This window comes from Spirillospora sp. NPDC047279 (genome assembly GCF_040643285.1).
In the GTDB taxonomy this organism is placed as follows: Bacteria; Actinomycetota; Actinomycetes; order Streptosporangiales; family Streptosporangiaceae; genus Spirillospora.
In genome coordinates, this window is the sequence record NZ_JBEYUA010000028.1 from 68,615 (window position 1) to 92,298 (window position 23,684).

Sequence of the window (23,684 nt, forward strand, 5' to 3'; positions counted from 1 at the left end):
CACGATGCGCGTACTGATCACCTCGTTCGCGATGGACGCCCACCTCAACGGTTCCATCCCGCTCGCCTGGGCGCTGCGGACGGCCGGGCACGAGGTGCGGGTGGCGAGCCAGCCCGCGGCGACCGCGAGCATCACCCGGGCGGGCCTGACGGCCGTCCCCGTGGGCGACGACCACCGCCTCGACATGACGGTCCGGCACGCCGGGCCCGGCATGTTCGCCACCCACGCGGATCCGGACTTCCTGGAGAACCGGCCCGAACGGCTGAGCCTGGACTTCATGCGGGTCTCGGACACGATCCTGACCTCGATGTTCTACGGCCAGCTCAACAACGACTCGATGGTCGACGACCTGGTGGAGTACGCCCGCTTCTGGCGTCCCGACCTGGTCGTCTGGGAGCACTTCACGTTCGCGGGCGCGGTGGCCGCGCGGGCGAGCGGCGCGGCGTCCGCGCGCATCCTGTCGTTCCCCGACACGTTCATGAGCGTGCGCGAGGAGTTCGTGCGGCGGAACGCGCTCGCCCCGGAGCAGGAGCGCGAGGACATGCTGGCCGAATGGCTGACGTGGACGCTCGCACGGCACGGCTGCGACTTCGACGAGGAGATCGTGACCGGGCAGTACGCGATCGACCAGCTGTCGCCGAGCGTCAGCCTGACCAGCGGGGACCACCGCATCCCGATGCGGTACGTCCCGTACAACGGGCCCAGCCCCGCGGTGGTCCCCGGGTGGCTGTACAAGGAGCCGGAACGCCCGCGGGTCTGCCTCACCCTGGGCGAGACGATCAGGAAGACCGAGTTCCCCAACGCCGTCGAGGTCGGCGACGTCTTCGAGGCGGTCTCGGACCTGGACGTCGAGCTGGTCGCGCTGCTCAGCGACGACGAGCGGGACCTGGTCTCGGGGGTGCCGGACAACGTGCGGGTCGAGGAGTACGTCCCGCTGCACGTCCTGCTGCCCAGCTGCTCGGCGATCGTCCACCACGGCGGCTCGGGCACCTGGGCGACGGCCGCGGTCTACGGCGTCCCGCAGATCGCGATGGGCTGGGTCTGGGACGCGATCTACCGCGCGCGGAGGCTGGAGGAGCTCGGCGCCGGGCTGCACATCCAGTCCTTCACGCTGACGCCGGAGCTGCTGCGGGAGAAACTCGGCCGGCTTCTGGCCGAGCCGTCGTTCGCGGAGAACTCCGGCCGGCTCCGCGCGGAGATGGAGGCGGCGCCGACGCCGAACGACGCCGTCGCCGCCCTGGAGCAGCGGATCATGGGCTGACCGCCCCGGGCCGTCCGGGCCGTCCGGGCCGACCGTGGCGGTCGGCCCGGAGGGCCCGCCGAGCCCGCGACACGGCAACACAGCACGCCGGCCACCCGATCCGGGCGGCCGGCGTGCTGTGTTGCCGTGTGCTGTGGTGCCGTGTGCCGTGTGCCGTGTGCTGTGTGCTGTGGGGGCTTCCCCCCGAAATGTGGACACCGGTTCATGCGGCAGGGGGAAGGCCCGTGTGCTGTGTGCCGTGTGCCGTGTGCCGTGTGCCGTGTGCCGTGTGCGGCGTGGCGTGCGCTGTGTGCCGTGTGCTGTGTGCCGTGTGCTGTGTGGCGTGTGCTGTGGCGTGTGCTGTGTGCGGTGCGCTATGTGCGCTGTGTGGCGAGCTCCCGGCGAGCGCGGACGCTCGCCGGGAGCGGTCCTCAGCGGGAGAGCAGGGCGGTGAGCGCCGAGCGCAGGGTCGTGGTCGGGTCGTCGGTCTCGGCGCCGGTCCGCCAGGCGACGATGCCGTCCGGCCGCACCAGGCTCGCCCCGGACGGCCCGATGCCGTACCGCTCGGGCAGCGTGCCCTCCGGGTCGGCCAGGCCGTCGCCGACGGCGTGCGCCTCCAGCGGGACGTTCAGCTCGGACGCGACCTTGCGGGCGGCCTCGGGCCAGCCGGAGCCGTCCCGGGCGGCGATCAGCACCCAGCCCGAGCCGAACAGGTCCACGGTCGAGACGCGGCTCCCGGACCGGTCGAGCCACACGTGCGGGGCCCGGAAGCCCGGCCGCCCGCTCGCCTCCAGCGGATCCTCGACCGGCGCCGGGTCGGCATCGGTGTCGGACGCGTCGACGGCGTCCGACCGGTACCGGAAGCCGAGCAGCACCTTGGCGGCGCCGATCTGCTCCGGCACCTGGTCGGCCAGGTGCGGTGCCATCCGGCTCGCGTAGATGCCGAGGGACTCGGCGACCACCAGGTCCGCGATGGGCCTGCGCTCCGCCTCGTAGCTGTCCAGCAGGCCCTCGCCCGCCTCGCCGTGCAGCACCGCGGCCAGCTTCCAGGCGATGTCGTAGCCGTCGCCGATCGCGGTGTTGCCGCCCATCCCGCCGGTCGGCGGGGTGACCTTGGCGGCGTCCCCGGCCAGGAAGACCCGGCCGTCCCGCCACCGGTCGGCGACGCGGGCGGCCATCTCCCACTCCGCGACGTTGAGCAGCCGGGGCTCCAGGTCGGGGAGGTTGACGGCCTTGCGGATCAGCTCGACGCACCGCCGGTCGGTGAAGTCGTCCGGCGACTCGCCCTTGTCGGGGGAGTACTCGACGAAGAAGGTGTGCCGGTCCGGCTTGTCGGTCGGCCCGAACGTGCCGGTGAACTCGGGGTTCTGCAGGTAGTACCAGCCGGTCGAGCCCGCCGGCAGCGACGCCGACAGGTCCGCCTCGAAGATCATGCCCACGAAGCGGGTCAGCGTGCCCATGCCGTACTGCCCGATGCCCAGCCGTTCCCGCACCTGGCTGCGCGGGCCGTCGGCGGCGACCAGGTACCGCGCCCGGACGGTGGTCTCGGCGCCGGAGCCGACGTCCCGCAGGCGGGCCTCGATCCCGTCGTCGTCCTGGGCGAAGTCCACCAGCTCGGTGGAGTACGACGCCTGCGCGCCGAGCTCCGTCGCCGCCTCCAGCAGGATCGGCTCCATGCCGTCCTGGGAGACGAACGCCCACGGCATCGGCGTGCACGGCGCGGTCTGGGCGACCATCTCCGCGACGTTCTCGGCGAACGTCGCGAACACCTGCCCGCCGACACTGTCGGCGATCTTGATGGTGAAGTCGCCGCCCTCGCCCCGGATGTCGTTCGCCTCCAGGACGCGGCCGGCGACGCCCCCGAAGCCCAGCAGCTCCATCGTCCGCGGGTTCTGCCCCGCCGCCTTCGGATGCAGGGACGTGGCGGAATGCCGCTCCACCACCCGCACGCCGACCCCCCGCCGGGCCAGGAACAGCGCCGCCGACAGGCCGGCGAGCCCCGCGCCCACGACGAGGACATCGGTCTCGGTATCAGCCATCTCCTCTTCCTCCCACTCCCGAACTCCTGCTTGACACCGGCCGCTCCCTGGCTCCGGCGCTTCCGGCCGTTCCCCGGCCCGGCTACCGCCTGACGCCGACGAACAGGCCACGGCCGGCCTGGACCTCCGGCACGTACTCGACGGCGAAGCCGGCCGCGGCGAACGCGGCCTCGTACTGCTCCCGGGTGAACAACGTGATCAGGTGCGTCTCGACGAAGTGCCGGGCGCCGGCCGCGGCCTCGGCCACGGTGTAGTGCACGTCCACGCGGGACGCGCCGCCCTCCAGCGACGAGTGCGAGACCCGGGCGATCGTCCGGCCCGCCACGGTGACCACGTCGCCGGAGACGTAACCGTCGGCGAAGGTCTCCAGGAACCACCACGGGTCGACGGCCGCGACGCCGCCCGGCACGAGATGGGCGGCGAAGCGGCCGAGGGCCGTCTCCAGTTCCGCGGTGTCGCGCATGTAGCCGATGGACCCGGTCATGCACGAGATGGCGTCGAACGTCCTGCCGAGGTCGAAGTCCCGCATGTCGCCGCGGTGCAGCGGGACGCCCGGCAGGCGGGCCCCCGCGACCCCGAGCATCGAATCGGAGAGCTCGACCCCCTCGACGTGGTCGAAGTGCGCGGCGAACGCCCCCAGATGGGACCCGGCGCCGCAGGCGACGTCGAGCAGCGACGACGCCTGCGGCCGGTGCGCGCGCACGCGCCTGGCCACGTCCGCGGACTCGGCCGTGAAGTCCTTCCCGCGGGCCTCGTGGAGCAGGTCGAAGATCTCCGCGACATCGGCTCCGTACATGCCGTCCTCCCGGCTCAGCCGAAGTCGGCGGCGTGGTCGGCCGACCACTGCGCGAAGGAACGCGCCGGCCTGCCGGTGACCTGCTGGACGGTCGGGAGGACCACGTCGGGCTTCTCGGTCGCCACGGCGAAGTAGCCCAGGATCATCTCCACGTCGCCCGGCTCGATGAACTGGGCGAGCTCGTCGTACTTCTCCTGGTGCGTCAGCTCCTCGAACCGGATCGGGCGCCCGATCGCCTCGCCGAGGATGCGCACCTGCTCCAGCTGGGTGAGCGACTCCGGCCCGGTCAGCCGGTACTTCGCGCCGACGTGACCGTCGTCCAGCAGGGCGGTGACCGCCACGTCGGCGATGTCGCGCTCGTGGACGAGGGACTGCGCGGCGTGCGGGTAGGCGGCCCGGACGACGCCCTCGTGGACGATGGTGTGGGACCAGAAGAGGGCGTTCCCGGCGAACGCGAAGGGACGCAGGAACGTCCACTCCACGCCGGCGGCCTCGACCGCCCGCTCCACGGTCCCGTGCTCCTCGGTGCTGGCCCGGTTGGTCTCCAGCCGGGTCTCCAGGGAGTCGGAGGAGAGCACCACGATGCGGCGCACGCCGGCGTCCACGGCCAGCTTGACGACCTCGTCGGCCGTCTGCGCCACCGGGAAGAGGTACAGCCGGTCGACGCCGTCGAGGGCCGGCCGCAACGTCTCCGGGCTCAGGAGGTCGCCGGCGACCACCTCCACGCCGTCCGGCACGTCGATCTCGTCGGGGGTGCGGGTCAGCGCCCGCACCCGCTCTCCGCGGTCGTGCAGGCCCGCCACCACGTGACGGCCCACGCTGCCCCTCGCTCCGGTCACCAGCGTTGTCATCCGGTCTCCAGCTGTCTCGTCGGGACTTCCCCCTCGCCGGGGTCTTCGCCGTCATGATCGGGCGAGCCCCTCGAAAAGCGGCCGACCCCGGCTGAACGGGGCGCGCGCACCGGCACCCGCGCTTCAGCGGCGGTCAGGCGGGCTTCGAGCAGGGACTCCTACGGTCGGGTCGCGAAGTCGCCGACGGATGGAGGAACAAGATGATCCTGGTCATGGGGGCCACCGGCACGAACGTGGGCAACGTCGGGCGCCGCGTCCTCCACGGGCTGCTCGCCAAGGGGGCCCCGGTGCGGGCGATGGACCCGGACCCGAGCGAGGCGGCGGACCTCCCACCGCAGGTCGAGGTCGTCCGGGGGGACCTGTCCGACCCGGACTCGCTGGGACCCGCGTTCAACGGCATCGAGCGCATGTACATGCTGGCGATCGCCGGTTACGACGTCCTGGACTCCGAGACCGCGGCCCAGGTCCTCGTGCGGGCGAGGAAGGCGGGCGTCCGGCGGGTCGTGCTGATGTCGGCGTCCGGCACGCCGCTGGTCGAGGTGGAGGAGCCGGTGCGCGAGTCCGGGATCAGCTGGACCTTCCTGCGGCCGGGCGAGTTCGCCTCCAACAGCGTCGACTACTGGGGCGACGCGATCCGGGCGGGCGGCCCGATCAAGGACACCTACCTGGACGTGCGGTGCGTTCCCGTGCACGAGGAGGACATCGCCGACGTCGCGGTGGCGGCGCTCCTCGAGGACGGCCACGACGGCGCGATCCACACCATGACCGGGCCGGAGTCGATCTCCCGCCGGGACCAGCTGCGCACCATCGGGAAGGCGCTCGGCCGCGACATCCCGGTCGAGGACCTGACCCCCGACCAGGCGCGCGTGCACATGCGGGCGCAGGGCTGGCCGGACGAGATCATCGACCATCTCTTCACCTACTACTCCGCGTGGACCGACGACCCGCCCGCGGTGCTGCCCACCGTGGAGAAGGTCACCGGGCGGCCGGGACGGACCTTCGCGCAGTGGTGCTCCGAGCACGCCTCGGTCTTCACCTGACCCGTCTCCACCTGACCCGTTTCCCCCTGACCCGGATCCACCCGAGAGCCGGGAGGGCCGGAGGGGCCGGGCGGCGACCTGATCACAGGCGTCCACCCGGCCCCTCCGGCCCTCCCGGCCTTCACCCGTTGAGGCGGGCCGTTCAGGCGTCCCCGTCGCGGGTGACCACACGTTCGCGCACGCGCAGCTCGCCGTCCTCGTACACCAGCACGTCGGAGCAGACGCACATCAGGTGCAGCCGCGGCTGCCCGCCGCGCGGCGTGGCGATGATCTGCGCGTAGCTCCGCACCCCGAGCGAGCCGTCCTCGCGCGGGCTGACCTCCACCATGGTCAGGACGTGCCGGTGCTGCTCGCCCGCCTCGGCGAGGGCGGCGGCCGACCTGGCGACCCCGGCCGCGAGGGTCGCCCGGCCGCGGACCGGCTCGTCGGCGGACGGCAGCTTGAAGCTCCCGTCCGCGGTGAACGTCGCGGCCCACGCCTCGGCGGCGCCGTCGTCCAGCAGGCGCATGTGCCGCGCGTAGAACTGCTGCACCTCCGTGTAGAGCGTCTCGAAGGTGCGGCCGGCGGCGGGCGCCCGGGTCTCCACAGACATGGATGATCTCCCTCGTGTTCACGGTTCACCGCCGCCGATGATGGGGCCGCCGTGTCGAGGAACGGTTGACCCGGCCGGCCGTCCCGCCGTCGAGGTGGGATCGAGCGGAAAACGAGACGTGGGGACTGTGCTCGGGGGCGCCGGTCTAGCTCTTGCGGAGGTGCGAGCCGTCATGACCACCCGCGTGTGGGACTACCTGTCGGAGTACGAGAACGAGCGGGACGACGTGCTGGACGCCGTCGACACCGTCTTCCGTTCCGGGCGGCTCGTGCTGGCCGGGAGCGTGCGGTCGTTCGAGGAGGAGTTCGCCGCCTACCACGGCCTGCCGCACTGCGTCGGCGTCGACAACGGCACCAACGCCATCAAGCTCGGTCTTCAGGCGGCCGGGGTCGGACCCGGCGACGAGGTCGTCACCGTGTCGAACACCGCGGCGCCGACCGTCGTGGCGATCGACGGGACGGGCGCGACCCCGGTCTTCGTGGACGTCGCCCCGGACACGTACCTGATGGACCTGAGCCAGGTGGAGGCCGCGATCACACCGCGGACCAAGTGCCTGCTGCCCGTTCACCTGTACGGCCAGTGCGTCGACATGGACCCGTTGAAGGCCCTTGCCGAGCGGCACGGCCTGGTGATCCTCGAGGACTGCGCCCAGTCCCACGGCGCCCATCGGAACGGCCGGATCGCCGGCTCGATGGGCGACGTGGCCGCGTTCTCCTTCTACCCGACCAAGGTCCTGGGCGCGTACGGCGACGGCGGCGCGACCGTCACCGCCGACGACGAGATCGCCGCGAACCTGCGCCGGCTGCGCTACTACGGCATGGAGGAGCGCTACTACGTCGTCCAGACGCCGGGGCACAACAGTCGCCTGGACGAGGTCCAGGCGGAGATCCTGCGCCGCAAGCTGCGCAGGCTGGACGGCTACATCGAGGCCCGGCGGGAGGTGGCGCGCCGGTACGCCGAGGGGCTGGGCGACACCGAGCTCGTGCTGCCGGCGATCGCCCCCGGCAACGACCACGTCTACTACGTCTACGTCGTCCGGCACCCCCGCCGTGACGCGATCATCGAGGCGCTGCGCGGCTACGACATCGAGCTGAACATCAGCTATCCGTGGCCGGTGCACACCATGACGGGGTTCGCCCACCTGGGGTACGGCAAGGGCTCGCTGCCGGTCACCGAGCAGGCGGCCGGCGAGATCTTCTCGCTGCCGATGTACTCCTCGCTGCCGGCGGACCTCCAGGACAAGGTCATCGACGCGATCCGCCAGGTGCTGGGCAACCTGACCTGAGACGCGAGGCGGGACGGACCGGGCGGCCCCGTCGGGCCGCCCGGTCCCGTCGTGTCAGCCGGCGACGAAGCCGTGTCAGCCGGCGACGAAACGGCCGAACCCGCCCCGGTAGAAGACCAGCGGGCCGGCGCCGCCCTCGGCGTGCAGCCGGTGGACGCGGGCGACCACGATGTCGTGGTCGCCCGCGCGGTGCTCGGCCTCGACCGAGCACTCCAGCCAGGCGATCGCACCGTCCAGGACCGGCTGCCCGGCCGGAGACGGCGACCAGTCCAGGCCGCGGAACTTGTCGCCCCCCGAGGCCGCGAGCGCGCCGCACACCGCGGCCTGGGACTCGGCGAGGATGTTGACGCACAGCCGCTCCGCGTCCCGCAGCAGCGGCCACGTGGCGCTGGTGTGCGCCACGCAGAACGACACCAGCGGCGGCGCCAGGGACACCGAAGTGAAGGAACTGATGGTCAGCCCCGCCGGCTCCGCACGGTGGAGGCCGGTGACGGCCACCACGCCCGTCGCGAAACGGCCCAGCACCGCACGGAAGTCGTCTTCGCGGACCTCCGGTCCGCGGACTTCCGGGACTGCCAGCGACCGGCCCGGGCGCGCCGCCATCCTGACCCCTTCCAGGTAGACCGGTACCGCGTGGATCAGTACCGCGTGGACCAGTACCGCGTAGATCAGTACCGCGTAGACCAGTACCGCGTGGGTGAGTTTCCCGGCCACGGTGCGCGGGGGCGGTCCAGGTCCCCTCGAAGGCCGCTGGACGGGCGTTCGGAGGTCACCAGCGGTAGTCGAGGAACTTGCCGTCGAACGTGACGACGACGCGGTCGCCGTCGGGGTCGGGGCGGCGCGAGATGTCGACCTTGAAGTTGATGGCGCTCATGATCCCGTCGCCGAACTCCTCGTGGATGAGCGCCTTGAGGGCCGGACCGTAGACCGCCAGCGCCTCGGAGAAGCGGTAGATCGTGGGGTCGGACATCAGCGCGGGGTCGATGCCGCGCGAGGGCTGGAGCCGCAGGCTCTCGGCGACCCGCTCGTCCAGCTCCAGCAGCGTGCGGACCCGCTCGGCCTGCTCGGCCGTCATGGGGTGCTGGCCGAGCAGCGCGGCGGTGGTCCACACGACCGGCGCGCCCAGTTCCGCGGCGATCGCGGCCCAGGTCAGACCGCGCCGGATGCGGGCGGCGTCGACCAGGCCGGCGGCCTCGGACTTGCTCATGATGGGGGTCATGCCGGGGAGCTCCTCGGATCGGGGTTTTCGCCCAGACTCGCGTGCGATGCGAACGAATGGCCACTCGTGGACGGCCGTGACATGGACTTTTTACGCATCGGACGCACGAGGGGCGGGCGTGATTCCGGTGTGTTACGGCCCTGTTTCGGCCCCCGAACCCCGGACGGCGGACGCGGTGAACGCTCCGTCACATTGATCTTCATTTCCCGTCACAGGAAGGAAATCCGCGCAGCTCACACTCGGCCGGGTGTGCGCCCCGGGCCCGGCCGTGATCCGGCCGAGGCACGATGCCCCCGAGTGAGGAGCTCCCGAATGTCCTATGTGAACCCGCCGGAATTCGTCCGGAAGATGGTCGACTCAGGTGAGGCCAAGGTCTTCATGTCCGCCCGCGACACCCTGATCCGGGCGTTCATGGCGGGCGCCATCCTGGGGCTGGCCGCCGCGTTCGCGGTCACGATCAGCACGCAGACCGGCGAGCCGCTGCTCGGCGCGGTGCTGTTCCCGGTCGGGTTCTGCATGCTCTACCTGCTGGGGTTCGACCTGCTGACCGGTGTCTTCACGCTGGTGCCGCTCGCGCTGCTGGACAAGCGGCCCGGCGTCACCAAGCGCCTGGTCCTGCGCAACTGGGCCCTGGTCTTCGTGGGCAACTTCGCCGGCGCCCTCATGGTCGCGCTGATGATGGCGGTGATCTTCACCTACGCCTTCACCGTGGACCCGAACCCGGTGGGGCAGGCACTCGGCAAGATCGGTGAGGGGCGTACGGTCGGGTACGCCGACCACGGCGCGGCCGGGATGCTGACCCTCTTCATCCGCGGCGTCCTGTGCAACTGGATGGTCTCCACCGGCGTCGTCGCCGCGATGATCTCGACCAACGTGTCCGGCAAGGTGATCGGCATGTGGATGCCCGTGCTGGTCTTCTTCTACATGGGCTTCGAGCACTCGATCGTCAACATGTTCCTGTTCCCGTCCGGCCTGATGCTCGGCGGCGACTTCTCGATCATGGACTACCTGATCTGGAACGAGATCCCCACGGTGGTCGGCAACCTGGTCGGCGGCCTGACCTTCGTCGGCCTCACGCTCTACGCGACCCACGGCCGTACCGGCGACTCCCTGGACCGCCCGGCCAAGGACGCGGCGGAGGGAGCCGAGGAGGACGCCGAGGAGGGCAGGGAGAAGGAGCCCGCCGCCGTCGGCGCGTAGCCGTCCGTTCAGGTGATCGAGTGCGAATTGTGATCGGATCTCCCGTTTGGTGACTAGGCAGGCGGATGTTGCGGATGCAACACTGACCACTCGCCGAAATTTGTCGTCTCGTGCGCATACCGGGTGGCGCTGGGGGACTGGGGAGCCGTGGACAAGCGCGTCGTGAAGCCGCGTGTGGTGAAGAAGCGCGTCAGCAAGAAGCGCCTCAACAAGAAGCTCACCACCGACCGCAAGATCGCGATCGGTGGGGTGGCCGCGACGGCGGTGCTGCTGCCGGGGGTCATGGTGGCGCTCGCGCAGACGGGCATCGGCCGCACCGAGGAACGCCCCCAGGCGTCCTCCAGCGAGCTGCCGGCGCCGGGGCCGACGTTCAGCTTCCAGCCGGGCAACGAGTCGCTGCCCACCGCGCCGCCCACCTCGCCCGGCAAAAGGCCGCCGTCCCGCCCGTTCACCACGGGCGGGACCACGCCCGCGCCCAACGACCCGGACCTGCGGACGGGCGATCACGGCAAGAAGCCGACGATGCCCAAAGCCAAGGGGCTGGCGGGCTTCAAGGCGGCCGACAGCGGCGCCAAGGTCACCAAGATGCAGAAGGTCGGCACCCGGCTCTACGACCTCACCATCGCCGCGCCCTCGCTCGGCTCCGAGGTCAAGACCCGCGTGCTCTTCCCCAAGGCGTGGAAGGCCAACGCCACCCGGACGTGGCCGGTCGTCTACGCCTTCCACGGCGGCAACAACCGCTACACGTCGTGGATCAAGGACTCCAACCTCCAGCAGGTGGCCGCCGGCTACGACGTGATGGTCGTCATGCCCGAGGGCGGCTGGAACGGCTCGTACACCAACTGGTGGAACGACGGCAAGGGCGGCATCCCGATGTGGGAGACGTTCCACACCGGCGAGGTCGTCCAGCTGATGGAGCGCAACCTGCACGCCGGCGGCAACCGGGCCGCGATCGGCCTGTCGTCCGGCGGCCAGGGCGCCATCACCTACGCAGAACGCCACCCGGGCCTGTTCAAGTACGCGGCGTCCTACAGCGGCGCTCTCAACATCACCGCGCCCGGCATGCCGACGATCCTGAGCCAGATGAACCAGTCCGCGGGCGACGACATCTGGGGCGACCCGGTCCGCGACCGGTCCAACTGGCGGGCGCACGACGGCGCCGTCAACGTGGCCAAGCTCAAGGGCGTCGGCGTCTACGTCTCCTCGGGCAACGGCGAGATCGGCCCGTACGACCCGGCCGGGATGGAGCCGTGGCACGCCGGCCGGTTCGGTGAGCAGCTCGCCGGGCAGATGAACGCAGGCTTCGTGGAGGCGGCGCGGCAGGCGGGCGTTCCCGTCACCGCCCACCTCTACGGTCCAGGCACCCACAAGTGGGCCTACTGGAAGCGCGAGCTGGTCCAGAGCTGGCCCGCCATCACCGCGTCCATCGGCGCCACCAAGTCCTGACCGGCGCCCTTTCGCATCGGGGAATTCATCGTCGTGAGGTGAATTCACGCGCCAGGTGCCAATGGTGCGCGAGGTTGTTTCGGTAACGCGCCAACCCTGGCCGCCCGGGGCCGAATTCCCGATGGACGGTCGCCGTGGTCACAGGTGGAGCCCTCGGTTTTCGCTGTCCGGAAACGCGGTTTTCCGGTTCCGTCGATCATTCGGGCGTCTTTTCGGCGGTCGCCTGGTCGGAGGAGCCGAGGTACTACGTCGGCACCCTCGACAACAGCTTCACCTCGACCCGCGCGGACGTCATCAAGGACCCCGCCAACCAGGAGATCCCCGACGTCGCCGAGTTCGTCCAACCGCGTCGGCCGGGAGTTCCGCAAGAACTACGTCGATCCCGACCAGCCCCAGCGTCACCTGCCGGGAGGCCCGGCCCTGGAGGACGTCGAGGCCCGCGTCGACATGCGGGAGTCGGAGATCTGGGCGATCACCCTGCCGCGCGGCGCAGGCTGGCACAGAAGAACGCCCCGAAGAAGGAGAAGGACGGGGCCCTCTGGCTCCAGGAGGAGAACGTCCGCAGGCGCGCGGAGGTCGTGCGCGTCGCGCGGCTCCGGGACCGGGCCACGATCCTGTGGAACGAGATGAAGGACTTCATGGACGCGGAGGAGGAGCGCGTCCGCAAGGGCAAGGGCACGATCCCCGGGACGCTGAATTGACCCCTGACGCTGAATTGACCCCTGACGCTGAACTGGCCCCTGACGCTGAACCGGCCCGTACGCCGATTTGAGTAGACGGGGTGTCTCCCTCCGGACGACGCGCCGTTCCCGGCCCGCGCCGCACGATGTTCGCGTCAGCGAGCGGTGGCAGTTGCGGGCAGGGAGGCCGGGATGGCGGCGACGATCACGTCCACGGGGAGCGGTCTCGGCGGGCGCCGGGCCGAGCGGGTCTTCTACGCCCTCGGCGCCGTCCTCGTGCTGGCGGGGATCTTCCATCTGGGCGTCTTCGCGGTGGACGGCGGACCGTGGGAGGGCCCCGTGTCGTGGCGCAAGCCCGCCACGTTCGGGCTGTCGTTCGGCCTGACGCTGATCGCCGTCACCTGGGTGGCCTCGTACCTGCCGCTGGGGGACCGGGCGCGAACGGTGCTCCTGGGGGTCTTCGCGGCGGACTGCTTCGTCGAGGTCGGCGGGATCACCCTCCAGGCCTGGCGGCACGTGCCGTCGCACATCAACCGGGACACCCCGTTCGACTCCGCCGTCTCGACGGTCCTGGCCGCCGGCGGCGGGGTGCTCATCGTGGTGCTCGGCGTCATGGCGGTGTCGGCGTTCAGGCCGAATCCGGGGGTCGCCGCCGACATGCGGCTGGCGCTGCGCGCCGGGTTCGTCACCCTGATGATCGGCCTGGCCACCGGCGCGGCGATGATCGCCCGAGGTGTGATCACGGCGAACACCGGAACGCAGGACGAGGCGTACGCCGCCCTCGGCTTCCTCAAGCTCGCGCACGGCGTGAGCCTGCACGGCGTCCTGGTCCTGCCCGCGCTCGCCTGGCTCGCGGCGGCCCTCGGCTGGGACGGTCCGCGGCGCATGCGCGCGGTCGGGCTCGGCGTCACGGCGTACGGCCTGGCCATCATCGCGGCCCTCGTCATCTCTCTGGCCGCGCTTGTGTGAGACTCGGGGATCATGGAGAGGGAGATCATCGAGAGCGTCGACCTGTGCCTGCCCGACGGGCGGCTCAACCCGGCGGCGGTGGGGTGGACGCGGCGGCCGCTGCACCGCGCCAACCTGCGCGGATGGGGCCGGACGAAGCGCTGGGAGTACTGGGGGATCGTCACCCCGGACCACATCGTCGGGCTGGTCGCGTCCTCCCTCGACTACGCCGGCGTGCACAGCGTGTACGTGCTGGACCGCGCCACCGGCGAGGAGACGTCCAAGGACGCGGTCGTGCCGCTGGCGCGGGGCGTGGTGATGCCGGAGCGCAGCGGCGCCGGGACCGCGTCGGTGCGCGGCGGCGGCGTCGCCATCGAGATCGTCCAGCGCCCGGACGGCAGCACGATCCGGGCCACCGCGCCCGGGGTCGAACTCGGCGTCGAGGCGCTCCTGCCGGAGGGGCACGAGTCGCTCGGCGTGGTGGTGCCGTGGGGGCCGCGGCGGTTCCAGTACACGGTCAAGGACGTCGGGCGGCCGGTGCGCGGCGTGCTCCGGCTGGGCGGGCGCGAGGTCAGGATCGACGCGGCGGACTCGTTCGCCGTCCTCGACCACGGCCGCGGCCGGTGGCCGTACTCGATCTCGTGGAACTGGGCGGCGGGCAGCGGGCCCGGCCGGGCGATCCAGCTCGGCGGCCGGTGGACCGACGGCACCGGCATGACCGAGAACGCGCTGTTCGTGGACGGGCGGCTGCACAAGATCGCCGACACGCTGGACTGGACCTACGACCCGGCCGACTGGCTGCGCCCGTGGCGGATCGCCGGGCCCCGGGTCGACATCGACTTCCATCCGTTCCACCTGAAGTCCGGGCGGACCGAGCTGGGCGTCGTCGGCAACCGGACCCACCAGTGCTTCGGGCGCTTCTCCGGCCGCGCGCGGGCCGACGACGGCACCTGGGTCGACCTCTCCGGTCTGGTCGGCTGGGCGGAAGACGTGCACAACCGATGGTGACGTGAGGGTTTCTGCGCAGTTTCGAATAACGGGCGGTGAATTTCTTAGCGTGACGGCTGTTTCACTTGCGGATTCGCTATGAAACGGTGTGTCCAACAGCATACCGGCTCGGGTTCGAGCCTCCTCTTGAGGAGCAGCCATGGGGGCGGTTGTTCTCGCCAGCGCGGCGCCGGTCGCCTACGTCGCAGGATTCGCCGTCTTCAAGGCGACCGCGGGCCGGATGCCCCGGCTGACCGGTGCGCGGCCGCTCCACACCGCCCGGCATCTGGCCCTCAGCCCGATCTGGCTCTGGGGCCTGACCACGCTGATCATCGGCCTCGTCGCGCAGAGCATGGTGCTGACGCTGCTGCCGGTGAGCGCCGTCGTGCCGATGTACGGGCCGGTCATGTTCGTGCTGCTGCTCGTCTCGGTGAGCAACTTCGGCGAACGGGTGGCGGGCGGTGAACGGCGGGCGCTCGGCGTCCTGCTCCTGGCCCTGCTGGCGTTCGCCGCGGCGGGCGGGCTGCTGTGGGGCGACGTGCCGGCCGAGGCCGGCCCCTGGAACGCCGACGCGCCGCTGTGGAAGATCGCCGCGGTCGCCGGCCCGTCGATCCTGATCCCGCTCTGGCTGTTCACCGTCCGCGACAAGCCGGTGGACGGGCGGCACGCCAAGCGCGTGACCGGAGTGGCGTTCGGCCTGGGCGCCGGGGTCGTCCTCGGGTGCGCCGAGAGCTCCGGCGCCGCCATCGCCCGCATCCTGAACGACCACCAGTGGCAGGCGGGCCCGCTGCTGTCGTCGCCGCACCCCTCCATCGTCGTGGTGGCCGGGCTGCTCGGCGCGGGCCTGGCGCAGATCGGCCTGCAACGTTGCCGCCTGTCGGTCGTGATCGTGGTGCTGGCGGTCGGCTCCAAGGCCTCGTTGTGGTTGTCGGGAATCCTGGTGTACGGGCAGCCGTGGCCGGGAACGCCGGGCACGTTCGTCCTGTCGGGCGTCGGCCTGGTGCTCGCCGCCTGGACCCTGTTCCTCATCCCGCGCCACGAACCGAACGAGCCACGACCACCGGCCGCGCGTACGGACGTGCCGTCGGCCGGGTCCGTGCGGTCCGTCGTCTCCTTCGAGACCGCGCCGGCGGCGGTCCCCGAGATCGCCTACCGTCCAGCACCGCCGCCGGCCGCGGCGGGCACCCCGGAGAGCACCCAGGATCTGGGCGGGGTGACCGCCGCCGAACCGCCGATCCCGCTCGGGATCAGGAAGCCGGTCTGGCGCGTGCGCTGATCAGAGGGCGCTGGGCAGAGGGCGCTGGTCAGAGGGGCGCTGGTCAGAGGGGCGAACGGTCGCTGCCCCGCGCGCGGGCCTCGTCACGTTCGCGGATCAGCCGTTCGATCTCCTCCCGCACCTCTTCCAGGAAGGCGTCCACCTCTTCCATCGCGTACCCCGGCAGCAGCCGGGTGGTGGTGAAACGCTGGTTGTGGACCGCCTCGGGCGTGACGCGCCCGCCGGTCTCGGGGCGGCCGTCGGAGCGTGGCGGCTTGAAGGGCTCGGTCAGTCTGCTCAAGGCGTACCACGCGGGTCTGTCCTCGCTCATGCGCTCCTCCTAGCACGCCCTGACAGCCCGCGTTGCGTGATCGGGAAGAGCTGTTGCGCGAATGCCGAACTCCGGCGCGCGCACTATCCGGTGGTGAGTAGCGGCGCGGCGCGTCCGGATGGAACGAACATCACAAAAGACGGCTGTGTACTTCTGAGGAGCACAAAGAGACAGTAGTGTTCGCTTGATTTTCCACACGCACGCGAAGGACGGAATGGCGTGGATCTGGTGACACAACCGCCCCCGGCGATCGGACCGTACCAGCCGATCCAGACGCTCGGCGAGGGCGGCATGGGCAGGGTGTATCTCGCCAGGTCACCGGGCTCACGGCTGGTGGCACTCAAGGTCATCCGCCCCGAGTTCGCCGACGACCCCGGCTTCCGCGACCGGTTCCGCCGCGAGGTCGCCGCGGCACGCCGGGTCAGCGGCTTCTTCACCACCCCGGTGGTCGACGCCGACGCCGACGGCCCGCAACCGTGGCTGGCCACCTCCTATGTTCCCGCGCCCGCGCTCAGCGAGGTCGTCCGCCGGTACGGACCGCTGCCGGAACCGGCGCTCCGAGCGCTGGGCGCGGGTCTCGCCGAGGCACTGGCCGCCATTCACGCCGCCGGCCTCGTCCACCGCGACCTCAAGCCCGGCAACGTCCTGGTCGCCGAGGACGGCCCGCGCGTCATCGACTTCGGCATCAGCCGCGCCATGGACGGCACCCAGGTGACCCGCACCGGCGGAATGGTCGGCACGCCCGGTTACATGTCACCCGAGCAGATCTCCAGCGGGGGCGAGATCGGCCCGGCCAGCGACGTGTTCACCCTGGGCTGCGTCCTGGCCTTCGCCGCCACCGGAGCGAACCCCTTCGGCACGGGCGACGCCGCGAACCTCCTCTACCGCGTCGTCTACGAAGACCCCCGACTGGCCGGACTTCCCGAAGATCTCCGCCCGCTGATCGAACAATGCCTCAGCAAGACCCCGTCCGAACGCCCCCAAGTCCAAGCCGTCCTCACCGCCCTGAGCCCCGCGGACCCCGCCGCCCTCCTGACCCCGCCCCTGAGAGACGAACTGGCCGCCCGCACCAGAGAGGCCGCCGCCCTGACCACCCGCCCGCTCACCCCACCGGGCATGCTCGGCGCACCCGCCGGCCCAGGCACGCCAGGCGGCCCGTGGACACCAGGCGGCCCGTGGACACCAGGCCCCGAGGGCGCTGCGGGCACACCCATCGCACAGGCCACACCAGGCGCCCAGGGCACACCAGGCGCGCTGAGCCCACAGGCTGGTCAGGGCGCACAAGGCGTACCAGGACCTGGGGCACCTGGCGGACCGGCCGCGCCAGGAGCACCGGGCGGTCCGGGCGTACAGGGAGCACCAGGCGCAGCGGGCGGTCCGGGCGTGCCAGGCGGGCCTGGGGGACTGGTCGGACCCGGCGTGATGGGCGCGCCGGGTGGGCCGGGAGTTCCCGGTGAGTTCGGTGGGCCGGGCGGCCCAGGTGTGATCACTGGGCCAGGTGGGGGTGGACGGACCGCCGGAGGCGGGATTGATCGGCGAGGGGTGCTCGCGCTTGCGGGAGGCGGCGCGGCGGCGCTGGCCACTGCGGGTGGTGCGGCCCTGCTCTTCGGGGTCTTCGGTGGCGAAGAGGATCCGGTCCGGCGGGAGAACGTCCAGGGCAACCCGGCGGCGACGGGTGGCGCGGTGCCGTCCGCTCCGGCACCGGCCTGGACGTTCAACGCACCGCAGGCGATCGAGTCCGGGATGCTCGCGCTGCTCGGCGGGACCCTCGCCTGGTGGAGCCACGACGGGGAGACGGCCCTGGGAGTGGATCCGGCGACCGGCGCCCAGCGCTGGAGAGGCCAGGTCACCGTCCCCGCTGACGAGTCCGGTTCGCCCAAGTGGCTGGGGGTGTTCGGCTCGACGCTGTTCGCCGCGGTGGGGCTCGACATCCTCTATGGCCTGGATCAGAACGGGAAGCAGACGTTCAGCCATCCGGTCCCCGAAACCGCGGACCGGGAGGGCGACTCCGTGCACGGCGTGCACGCCGTGGGCGGCGGGGTCATGCTGCTCGACGCGCTCGGCACGATCCTCGCGATGGACATGGCCGGCGGCCGGGTGTTGTGGAGGCGCAAGACCAAGTTCGCGAACATGAACGCCATCGTCACCGACGGCCGCCGCGTCTACCTCCAGGACGCGACCACCACCCTCGCGCTCGACCCGCGGAGCGGCCGCGTGTTGTGGAGCACGCCGGGCACCGGCAGGGACGGCGTCAACCCGGGGCTGGCCGTCGCCGACGGCATGCTGGTGCTCGCCACGACCTCGCTGACCGGGATCGACGCCGCCACCGGCGCGCGACGCTGGACGGCCGTCAAGCAGTCGACGTCCATCAGCCGCCCGACCGCGGGCGGCAGGCAGTTCTTCGTGGAGGACTCCAACGACCGCATCTGGGCGCTCGACGCGCGGAGCGGCAAGCCCGCCTGGAACGCCCAGAGCCCGCTGCCGCTCGACGTCGCCAGCGTGAACACCGTGCGGACCCCGGGCATCGCCGTCTCCGAACAACTGGTCGTCGTGCCGCTGTACGCGCCGTACGCCGGATTCATCGTCTTCCGGCGCTCCGACGGCAAGGCGCTGTGGGCCCACAAGCTGTCCAACGGCAGCACCCTCAAACCATGGGCCGTCACCGTGTCCGGCACCACCGTCTACGCCGCCTCAGAGACCATCCTCCACGCATTCAAGACCAAGGCCTGATCACCCATGCCCGAGCCGAGCACCCCCGAGCCCCCCACCTCCGGCCCCCACCCACCCCCGACGCCCCCAGGAACACACCCACCCGGCACCGACACGCCCGACACGAGCACGCCCGAGACACCCATACTCAGCGCGCCCGGGACGAGCACGCCCGGGGCAGCCATGCCCAGCGCGCCCGGGATGAGCACGCCCGGGACGAGCGCGTCTGGGATGAGCACGCCCGGGACACCCGTGCCCAGCGCGTCCGGGATGAGCGCGTCCGGGATGAGCGCGTCCGGGATGAGTACGTCCGGGATGAGCGCGCCTGGGATGAGCGCGCCCGGGACACCCGTGCCCAGCGCGTCCGGGGCGAGCACGCCCGGGACAGCGATGCCCAGCGCGCCTGGGGCGAGCGCGTCCGGGACGAGCGCGCCCGGGACGAGCGCGTCTGGGGCGAGCACGCCCGGGACAGCGATGCCCAGCGCGCCTGGGGCGAGCGCGTCCGGGACGAGCGCGTCTGGGATGAGCACGCCTGGCGCGTCCGGGGCGAGCGTGCCTGCGATGAGCGCGCCCGGGACGAGCGCGTCCGTGGCGAGCACGCCCGGGACAGCCATGCCCAGCGCGCCTGGGGCGAGCCCGTCTGGGGCGAGCACGCCCGGGACAGCCATCCCCAGCGCGTCCGGGGCGAGCGCGCGGGGGATGAGCGCGCGTGGGACGAGCGCGTTCGAGAACGCGCCTGGGGGGACGCGCACGTTCGGGACGAGTGGGTCCGGGACTCCTATGCCTGGGGCGGTCATCTCCGGGACGAGCGAGTCCGAGGCGAGCGAGTCCGAGGCGAGTGCGTACGAGGCGAGTGCGTACGACGCGAGTGCGTACGACGCGAGCGCGCCTGGAATGGGCGCGTCGGGGACGCGCACGTTCGGGTCGCCCATGCCTGGCATGACCGCGTCCGGGGCGAGCACGATCGGGGTGCCCATACCCGGGACGCATCCTGCTGGGACGGGTACGGCTGGGGTGCCGGTGTCTGGGGCTTACACGTCCGGGACGCACATGGCTGGGGTGAGCGCGGCTGGGGTGAGCGTGCCTGGGGGGGTGCAGGGGCAGGAGCCTTCGCAGGTCGGGCCTTACAGGGTTGTTCGGTTGCTGGGCGCGGGTGGGATGGGACGGGTCTATCTGGCCACCTCGGCCAGTGGGCGGGCGGTGGCGGTCAAGGTCGTGCGGCCTGAGCTGAGCGGGGACGCGGGGTTCCGGCGGCGGTTCAAGGCTGAGGTGGACGCGGCTCGGGCGGTGAGCGGGGCGTTCACCACGCCGGTGGTGGACGCCGATCCGGAGGGGCCGCTGCCCTGGCTGGCGACCGCCTACGTGCCCGGGCCGTCCCTCCAGTCGGCGGTTGAGACTCATGGGCCCATGCCCGAGTCGACCTTGCGCGTGCTGGGCGCGGGACTGGCGGAGGCGCTGGTGGCGATTCACCGCGCCGGGCTGATCCACCGCGACCTGAAGCCGTCCAACATCCTGCTCGCCGCCGACGGCCCCCGGGTGATCGACTTCGGCATCAGCCGGGCCATCGACGCGACGGCGCTCACCGCCGACGGCCAGGTGGTGGGCTCCGCCGGGTACATGTCACCCGAGCATGTCGCGGGCCGTGAGCTGACGCCCGCCAGCGACGTGTTCGCGCTCGGCGCGGTGCTGGCGTTCGCGGCGACGGGCAGCTCGCCGTTCGGCACCGGCTCGTTCCACGTGCTGATGTTCCGCGCCAGGCACGAGCCGCCGCAGCTCGACCGGGTGCCGCCGGGGCTGGCGGGCATCGTCGCCGCGTGCCTCGACAAGGATCCGTCCCGGCGGCCGACCCCCGAGCGGCTGCAGTCGCTGCTCGGGACGGTCTCCGCGGCGCCCGGGTGGTTGCCCCCGCCGCTCACGGCCGACCTGCGGGAACGTGAACGCACGATGCTCGGGACGGTGGTCGCGCCGTCCCCGTTCAGCCGGCGCAGGCTCCTCATCGGCGGCGGCGCCGTCCTGGCGGCGGCCGCCGTGTCCGGCACCGCCGCGGCGGTTCTGCTGCGGCAGGGCGGAACGCGGACGGTGACGCCGACGGCGGCCTGGACGGGCAGCCTGCCGAATCCTGACATGTCCCTCGCCGCCGCCACCGACACCACCCTGGTGGGCACCGCCAAGAGCGGCGCGGCGGGCGTCGACCTGGCGACCGGCAGGCTCCTCTGGCAGTCCACCGGAGGCGAGGACACGTCGGTGCGCACCGACGGCCGGCGCGTCTACGCGCTCCGGACCGACGGGAAGCTGCACGCGCTCGACGGCCGCACCGGCCGGCCGTTGTGGGCGGTCGAGGTCGCGGCGGGGAAGAACATGGAGTTCGAACGGCTCACCCCGACCATGATCGTGATGAGCGCGGCGGACAACAGTCGAGAGATGTACGGCGTCGACCCCGCCACTGGGCAGCGGCGCTGGACCCACCGGCCGCCGAGCAACCTGTTCATGAACGGCCTGAAGGTGTCCAAGGGCGGTCTGATGATCATGACGGACCGCGGCGGCGGGCTCGCGAGCTTCGACCAGTGGCAGCAGACCGGCAACATCGACAGCGGCCGCGCGGGCTCGTACTACGCCCTCGACACCAACACCGGGCAGACCCGGTGGAGCAAGAACGGCTCCATGGAGGCCGTCTACGCCGCCCCGGAGGGCGACCTGTTCTACGCGTTCGACAAGAGCATGAACCTCGTGGCCCTGCGCCCGGACACCGGCGACCCGGTCTGGCAGCGGCCCAGCGGCCTGCGCGCCTCCACCACGGCGCGGATGCTCGGCTACGACTACGCCTTCACGCTGCACGGGGACACGCTCGTCTGCTACCCGAGCACCAACTTCGGCGGGTCGAAGGGCGGCCTCATCGCCGCGTTCGACGCCAAGGACGGCCGCCGGCTGTGGAGCTTCGACACCTCGTCGAACGAGGGCGATTACGCGATCACCGGGAAGGTCCTCTGCTACCTGGACGGCGGGTCGCTGCGCGCCGTCGGCCTGCGGACCGGCGAGAGGCTCTGGGAGGGCGGCGGGGACCTCGGCAAGATCACGCTGAACGGCCCGGCCGGCGACCTGTTCCTCGTCGGCACCCGGGGGAGCCGGACGAGCCTGAGCGGCCTGCACGGTCTGGACGCCGTGACCGGGAAACGGGTGTGGCACCTGCCCCTGGCCACCCCCGACCCCGTCAGGTGGTGGATCTCGCTGCGCACCGACGGGCGGCTGGTCGTGGGGTACGACGGGCGGCTCTTCGGCTACACCCTGCCCGGCAAGGCGCCGCGGCTCGAGCCCTTCTAGGAGGGGGCGGGTTGTTCGCCGAACGCACCGGCGGCCCAGAGGCGGCGGACGTGGTCGATCAGCGGCGGCCCCAGCTCGGGCAGCGCGGACGGGTCGTTCTCGGCCACCGGCTTGGTCACCATCGTGCTCGTCGCCGCGATGATCACCTGGCAGGTGAACCGGCCCACCTCGTCGGTGACCTCCAGGAGGTCCGCGAGCACGGTGATGAGCGTCTCCTGGAGCTCGGTGCGCCGCATGATCGCGTCCGGCCCGGCGGCGTAGACCTCGACCAGGAACAGCCGGGTGTAGGGCCACTCGGCGGCCAGCGCCTCGAGGTAGGAGGTGATCGCCTGCTCGAACCGGCCGAGCGGGTCGCCCTTGCCGCCGAGCCCCGGCTCGCCGTCGACGCCCGCGCCGATCGTCGCCAGGATACGTTCCAGCAGCAGCTTGGCGGCGAAGTCGAACGTCGCCATGAAACAGTCGAGTTTGGAGTCGAACAGCTGGTAGAAGGTCTGCCGCGACACCTGCGCCCGCTTGAGCACGTCCTCGACCGAGGTGGCCACGTACCCCTTCTGCACCATCACGTCGGCCATGGCCGAGCACAGGCGCGACCGCTGGATCCGGTCGACCTCCTCGCGGGACAGCGCGTACCGCCCTCGCGGCAGGCGACGTGGTGATGACGATTCCGGCACCCGATCACTCTAGTTCAGCCGACGGTCCCAGACCGTCAGGAGCGCCTTACATGTCCAAGTTTTCGCACGTGGCAGCCGCTGACTCCGCCGAGGGCGCGGGCCGTGCGGGCCGTGCGGGCCGTGCGGCCGCGACGCCGGCGGTCGCCCGACCCCGTGACGAGACCGGCACTGTGACGAGCCCGACCCCGTGACGAGCCCGACCCCGTGACGAGCCCGACCCCGTGATGAGACCGACCCCGGAGGCGGCGGATGGCCGATGACAACCTGCGCGACTTCGAACGCGCCTCGTTCACCCACGACGGCACGACGCGCACGCTCTACCGGCAGGGCACCGGCCCGGCGGTGATCGTGATCGCCGAGATGCCGGGGATCACGCCCAAGGTGGCCGAGTTCGGGCGTACGGTCGCGGGGATCGGCTGCACGGCCGTGATGCCGCACCTGTTCGGCACGCCGGGGCGCGACCCGCGTCCGGACGCCCACGGGCTGCGCGCCGCGGCGGTCAACGCGGCGAGCGCGATCGTGCCCGCCTGCGTGAGCCGCGAGTTCACGGTCATGGCCACCGGCCGGACGTCGCCGGTCGTCGGCTGGCTCCGCGCCCTCGCCGCGCACGAGCACGAACGGTGCGGCGGCCCCGGCGTCGGCGCCATCGGCATGTGCTTCACCGGCGGGTTCGCGCTGGCGATGGCCGCCGACGACCGGCTGCTCGCCCCCGTCCTGTCGCAGCCGTCGATGCCGCTGCCGCTGACGCCGCGCCGGCGGGCCTCGATCGACATCTCGCCCGAAGACCTCGCCGCGGTCAAGCACCGGTGCGCGGCGGACGGCCTCACCATCATGGGCCTGCGCTTCAAGGGCGACCGGTTCGTGCCGCGGCAGCGCTTCGACTTCCTGCGCCGCGAACTGGGCGACGCCTTCGTCGCGATCGAGTTGGACGACGAGCACGCCAACCCGGACGCGACGCTGAAGCCCCACTCGGTCGTCACCGAACACCTCATCGACGAGCCCGGCCAGCCGACCCGCGCCGCCCTGGACGAGGTCCTGTCCCTCTTCCGCCGCCGCCTCCTCTCCGGATGAACGCAC

General features: G+C 72.0%; 21 protein-coding genes. 12 read left to right on the top strand and 9 right to left on the bottom strand.

Annotation, left to right across the window (positions count from 1 at the left end; translation table 11 throughout):
* The first annotated feature begins 4 nt into the window (after positions 1 to 4).
* The gene (locus ABZ810_RS44340) at positions 5 to 1,261 is read left to right on the top strand and encodes an activator-dependent family glycosyltransferase (RefSeq protein WP_358413629.1); all 1,257 of its coding nucleotides are present in this window, start codon (positions 5 to 7) and stop codon (positions 1,259 to 1,261) included.
* Positions 1,262 to 1,671: 410 nt separating this feature from the next.
* Here the strand turns inward: ABZ810_RS44340 and rdmE are convergent, their stop codons facing one another.
* The 3 genes from rdmE to ABZ810_RS44355 all read right to left on the bottom strand — a co-directional run bounded on the left by rdmE (position 1,672) and on the right by ABZ810_RS44355 (position 4,926).
* Complete coding sequence (rdmE, locus tag ABZ810_RS44345; RefSeq protein WP_358413632.1) at positions 1,672 to 3,279, bottom strand: aklavinone 12-hydroxylase RdmE; 1,608 nt, start codon at positions 3,277 to 3,279, stop codon at positions 1,672 to 1,674.
* Positions 3,280 to 3,361: 82 nt separating this feature from the next.
* Entirely contained in the window at positions 3,362 to 4,075 is a 714-nt protein-coding gene (locus tag ABZ810_RS44350; protein WP_358413635.1) for a class I SAM-dependent methyltransferase, read from the bottom strand.
* Positions 4,076 to 4,089: 14 nt separating this feature from the next.
* Positions 4,090 to 4,926: an NAD(P)H-binding protein gene (locus tag ABZ810_RS44355; protein ID WP_358413638.1), complete on the bottom strand. Its 837-nt coding sequence runs from the start codon at positions 4,924 to 4,926 to the stop codon at positions 4,090 to 4,092.
* A 200-nt stretch (positions 4,927 to 5,126) separates the two neighbouring features.
* On the opposite strand from ABZ810_RS44355, the gene ABZ810_RS44360 reads away from it, so the two are divergent.
* A complete protein-coding gene (locus tag ABZ810_RS44360) occupies positions 5,127 to 5,966 on the top strand; it encodes an NAD(P)H-binding protein (RefSeq protein ID WP_358413641.1) in 840 nt (279 codons plus the stop codon).
* Between the two features lie 142 nt (positions 5,967 to 6,108).
* Here ABZ810_RS44360 and ABZ810_RS44365 read toward each other — a convergent pair whose 3' ends face one another.
* Positions 6,109 to 6,558 carry a nuclear transport factor 2 family protein gene (locus tag ABZ810_RS44365; protein WP_358413644.1) on the bottom strand — a complete coding sequence of 150 codons (450 nt, stop codon included), beginning with the start codon at positions 6,556 to 6,558 and terminating at the stop codon, positions 6,109 to 6,111.
* A 172-nt stretch (positions 6,559 to 6,730) separates the two neighbouring features.
* Here ABZ810_RS44365 and ABZ810_RS44370 point away from each other — a divergent pair, with 172 nt between their 5' ends.
* Positions 6,731 to 7,843: a DegT/DnrJ/EryC1/StrS family aminotransferase gene (locus ABZ810_RS44370; protein WP_358413647.1), complete on the top strand. Its 1,113-nt coding sequence runs from the start codon at positions 6,731 to 6,733 to the stop codon at positions 7,841 to 7,843.
* A gap of 75 nt (positions 7,844 to 7,918) precedes the next feature.
* Here the strand turns inward: ABZ810_RS44370 and ABZ810_RS44375 are convergent, their stop codons facing one another.
* Both ABZ810_RS44375 and cynS read right to left on the bottom strand, forming a co-directional pair.
* Positions 7,919 to 8,557, bottom strand: a complete 639-nt coding sequence (locus ABZ810_RS44375) for a flavin reductase family protein (protein ID WP_358413650.1) — start codon at positions 8,555 to 8,557, stop codon at positions 7,919 to 7,921.
* Positions 8,558 to 8,612: 55 nt separating this feature from the next.
* Positions 8,613 to 9,062, bottom strand: coding sequence for a cyanase (gene cynS / locus ABZ810_RS44380; protein ID WP_358413653.1), 450 nt, complete (start codon positions 9,060 to 9,062; stop codon positions 8,613 to 8,615).
* A 312-nt stretch (positions 9,063 to 9,374) separates the two neighbouring features.
* Between cynS and ABZ810_RS44385 the strand changes: the two genes are divergently transcribed.
* The 6 genes from ABZ810_RS44385 (at position 9,375) to ABZ810_RS44410 (ending at position 15,599) form a co-directional block, all read left to right on the top strand.
* Positions 9,375 to 10,262 carry a formate/nitrite transporter family protein gene (locus ABZ810_RS44385; protein ID WP_358413656.1) on the top strand — a complete coding sequence of 296 codons (888 nt, stop codon included), beginning with the start codon at positions 9,375 to 9,377 and terminating at the stop codon, positions 10,260 to 10,262.
* 147 nt (positions 10,263 to 10,409) lie between these two features.
* A complete protein-coding gene (locus ABZ810_RS44390) occupies positions 10,410 to 11,708 on the top strand; it encodes an alpha/beta hydrolase-fold protein (protein ID WP_358413659.1) in 1,299 nt (432 codons plus the stop codon).
* Positions 11,709 to 12,286: 578 nt separating this feature from the next.
* Entirely contained in the window at positions 12,287 to 12,409 is a 123-nt protein-coding gene (locus ABZ810_RS44395) for a hypothetical protein (protein WP_358413662.1), read from the top strand.
* A 171-nt stretch (positions 12,410 to 12,580) separates the two neighbouring features.
* Positions 12,581 to 13,357: a hypothetical protein gene (locus tag ABZ810_RS44400; protein ID WP_358413665.1), complete on the top strand. Its 777-nt coding sequence runs from the start codon at positions 12,581 to 12,583 to the stop codon at positions 13,355 to 13,357.
* Positions 13,358 to 13,369: 12 nt separating this feature from the next.
* The gene (locus tag ABZ810_RS44405; RefSeq protein ID WP_358413667.1) at positions 13,370 to 14,344 is read left to right on the top strand and encodes a DUF2804 domain-containing protein; all 975 of its coding nucleotides are present in this window, start codon (positions 13,370 to 13,372) and stop codon (positions 14,342 to 14,344) included.
* 139 nt (positions 14,345 to 14,483) lie between these two features.
* Complete coding sequence (locus ABZ810_RS44410; protein ID WP_358413670.1) at positions 14,484 to 15,599, top strand: hypothetical protein; 1,116 nt, start codon at positions 14,484 to 14,486, stop codon at positions 15,597 to 15,599.
* Positions 15,600 to 15,642: 43 nt separating this feature from the next.
* Here the strand turns inward: ABZ810_RS44410 and ABZ810_RS44415 are convergent, their stop codons facing one another.
* Positions 15,643 to 15,909 (bottom strand): DivIVA domain-containing protein, encoded by a 267-nt coding sequence (locus ABZ810_RS44415; RefSeq protein WP_358413673.1) that lies wholly within the window; start codon positions 15,907 to 15,909, stop codon positions 15,643 to 15,645.
* Positions 15,910 to 16,128: 219 nt separating this feature from the next.
* Here ABZ810_RS44415 and ABZ810_RS44420 point away from each other — a divergent pair, with 219 nt between their 5' ends.
* Positions 16,129 to 18,639, top strand: coding sequence for a serine/threonine-protein kinase (locus ABZ810_RS44420; protein WP_358413676.1), 2,511 nt, complete (start codon positions 16,129 to 16,131; stop codon positions 18,637 to 18,639).
* On the opposite strand, the gene ABZ810_RS44425 is transcribed toward ABZ810_RS44420, so the two are convergent.
* Complete coding sequence (locus ABZ810_RS44425; protein ID WP_358413679.1) at positions 18,591 to 19,595, bottom strand: hypothetical protein; 1,005 nt, start codon at positions 19,593 to 19,595, stop codon at positions 18,591 to 18,593. The genes ABZ810_RS44420 and ABZ810_RS44425 overlap by 49 nt on opposite strands.
* A 73-nt stretch (positions 19,596 to 19,668) precedes the next feature.
* Here ABZ810_RS44425 and ABZ810_RS44430 point away from each other — a divergent pair, with 73 nt between their 5' ends.
* Positions 19,669 to 21,936 carry a PQQ-binding-like beta-propeller repeat protein gene (locus tag ABZ810_RS44430; protein WP_358413682.1) on the top strand — a complete coding sequence of 756 codons (2,268 nt, stop codon included), beginning with the start codon at positions 19,669 to 19,671 and terminating at the stop codon, positions 21,934 to 21,936.
* On the opposite strand, the gene ABZ810_RS44435 is transcribed toward ABZ810_RS44430, so the two are convergent.
* Positions 21,933 to 22,607 (bottom strand): TetR/AcrR family transcriptional regulator, encoded by a 675-nt coding sequence (locus ABZ810_RS44435; RefSeq protein WP_358413685.1) that lies wholly within the window; start codon positions 22,605 to 22,607, stop codon positions 21,933 to 21,935. The genes ABZ810_RS44430 and ABZ810_RS44435 overlap by 4 nt on opposite strands.
* A 249-nt stretch (positions 22,608 to 22,856) precedes the next feature.
* Between ABZ810_RS44435 and ABZ810_RS44440 the strand changes: the two genes are divergently transcribed.
* Complete coding sequence (locus ABZ810_RS44440; RefSeq protein WP_358413688.1) at positions 22,857 to 23,678, top strand: dienelactone hydrolase family protein; 822 nt, start codon at positions 22,857 to 22,859, stop codon at positions 23,676 to 23,678.
* The last annotated feature ends 6 nt before the right edge of the window (positions 23,679 to 23,684 follow it).

Coding starts and splice junctions, on each gene's coding strand:
- ABZ810_RS44415 (WP_358413673.1), bottom strand. CDS start 15,909: ATGAGCGAGGACAGACCCGCGTGGTACGCCTTGAGCAGACTGACCGAG.
- ABZ810_RS44385 (WP_358413656.1), top strand. CDS start 9,375: ATGTCCTATGTGAACCCGCCGGAATTCGTCCGGAAGATGGTCGACTCA.
- ABZ810_RS44365 (WP_358413644.1), bottom strand. CDS start 6,558: ATGTCTGTGGAGACCCGGGCGCCCGCCGCCGGCCGCACCTTCGAGACG.
- ABZ810_RS44410 (WP_358413670.1), top strand. CDS start 14,484: ATGGGGGCGGTTGTTCTCGCCAGCGCGGCGCCGGTCGCCTACGTCGCA.
- ABZ810_RS44405 (WP_358413667.1), top strand. CDS start 13,370: ATGGAGAGGGAGATCATCGAGAGCGTCGACCTGTGCCTGCCCGACGGG.
- ABZ810_RS44340 (WP_358413629.1), top strand. CDS start 5: ATGCGCGTACTGATCACCTCGTTCGCGATGGACGCCCACCTCAACGGT.
- ABZ810_RS44355 (WP_358413638.1), bottom strand. CDS start 4,926: ATGACAACGCTGGTGACCGGAGCGAGGGGCAGCGTGGGCCGTCACGTG.
- cynS (WP_358413653.1), bottom strand. CDS start 9,062: ATGACCCCCATCATGAGCAAGTCCGAGGCCGCCGGCCTGGTCGACGCC.
- ABZ810_RS44400 (WP_358413665.1), top strand. CDS start 12,581: ATGGCGGCGACGATCACGTCCACGGGGAGCGGTCTCGGCGGGCGCCGG.
- ABZ810_RS44360 (WP_358413641.1), top strand. CDS start 5,127: ATGATCCTGGTCATGGGGGCCACCGGCACGAACGTGGGCAACGTCGGG.
- ABZ810_RS44440 (WP_358413688.1), top strand. CDS start 22,857: ATGGCCGATGACAACCTGCGCGACTTCGAACGCGCCTCGTTCACCCAC.
- ABZ810_RS44425 (WP_358413679.1), bottom strand. CDS start 19,595: ATGGGCACCCCGATCGTGCTCGCCCCGGACGCGGTCATGCCAGGCATG.
- rdmE (WP_358413632.1), bottom strand. CDS start 3,279: ATGGCTGATACCGAGACCGATGTCCTCGTCGTGGGCGCGGGGCTCGCC.
- ABZ810_RS44430 (WP_358413682.1), top strand. CDS start 19,669: ATGGCTGGGGTGAGCGCGGCTGGGGTGAGCGTGCCTGGGGGGGTGCAG.
- ABZ810_RS44350 (WP_358413635.1), bottom strand. CDS start 4,075: ATGTACGGAGCCGATGTCGCGGAGATCTTCGACCTGCTCCACGAGGCC.
- ABZ810_RS44370 (WP_358413647.1), top strand. CDS start 6,731: ATGACCACCCGCGTGTGGGACTACCTGTCGGAGTACGAGAACGAGCGG.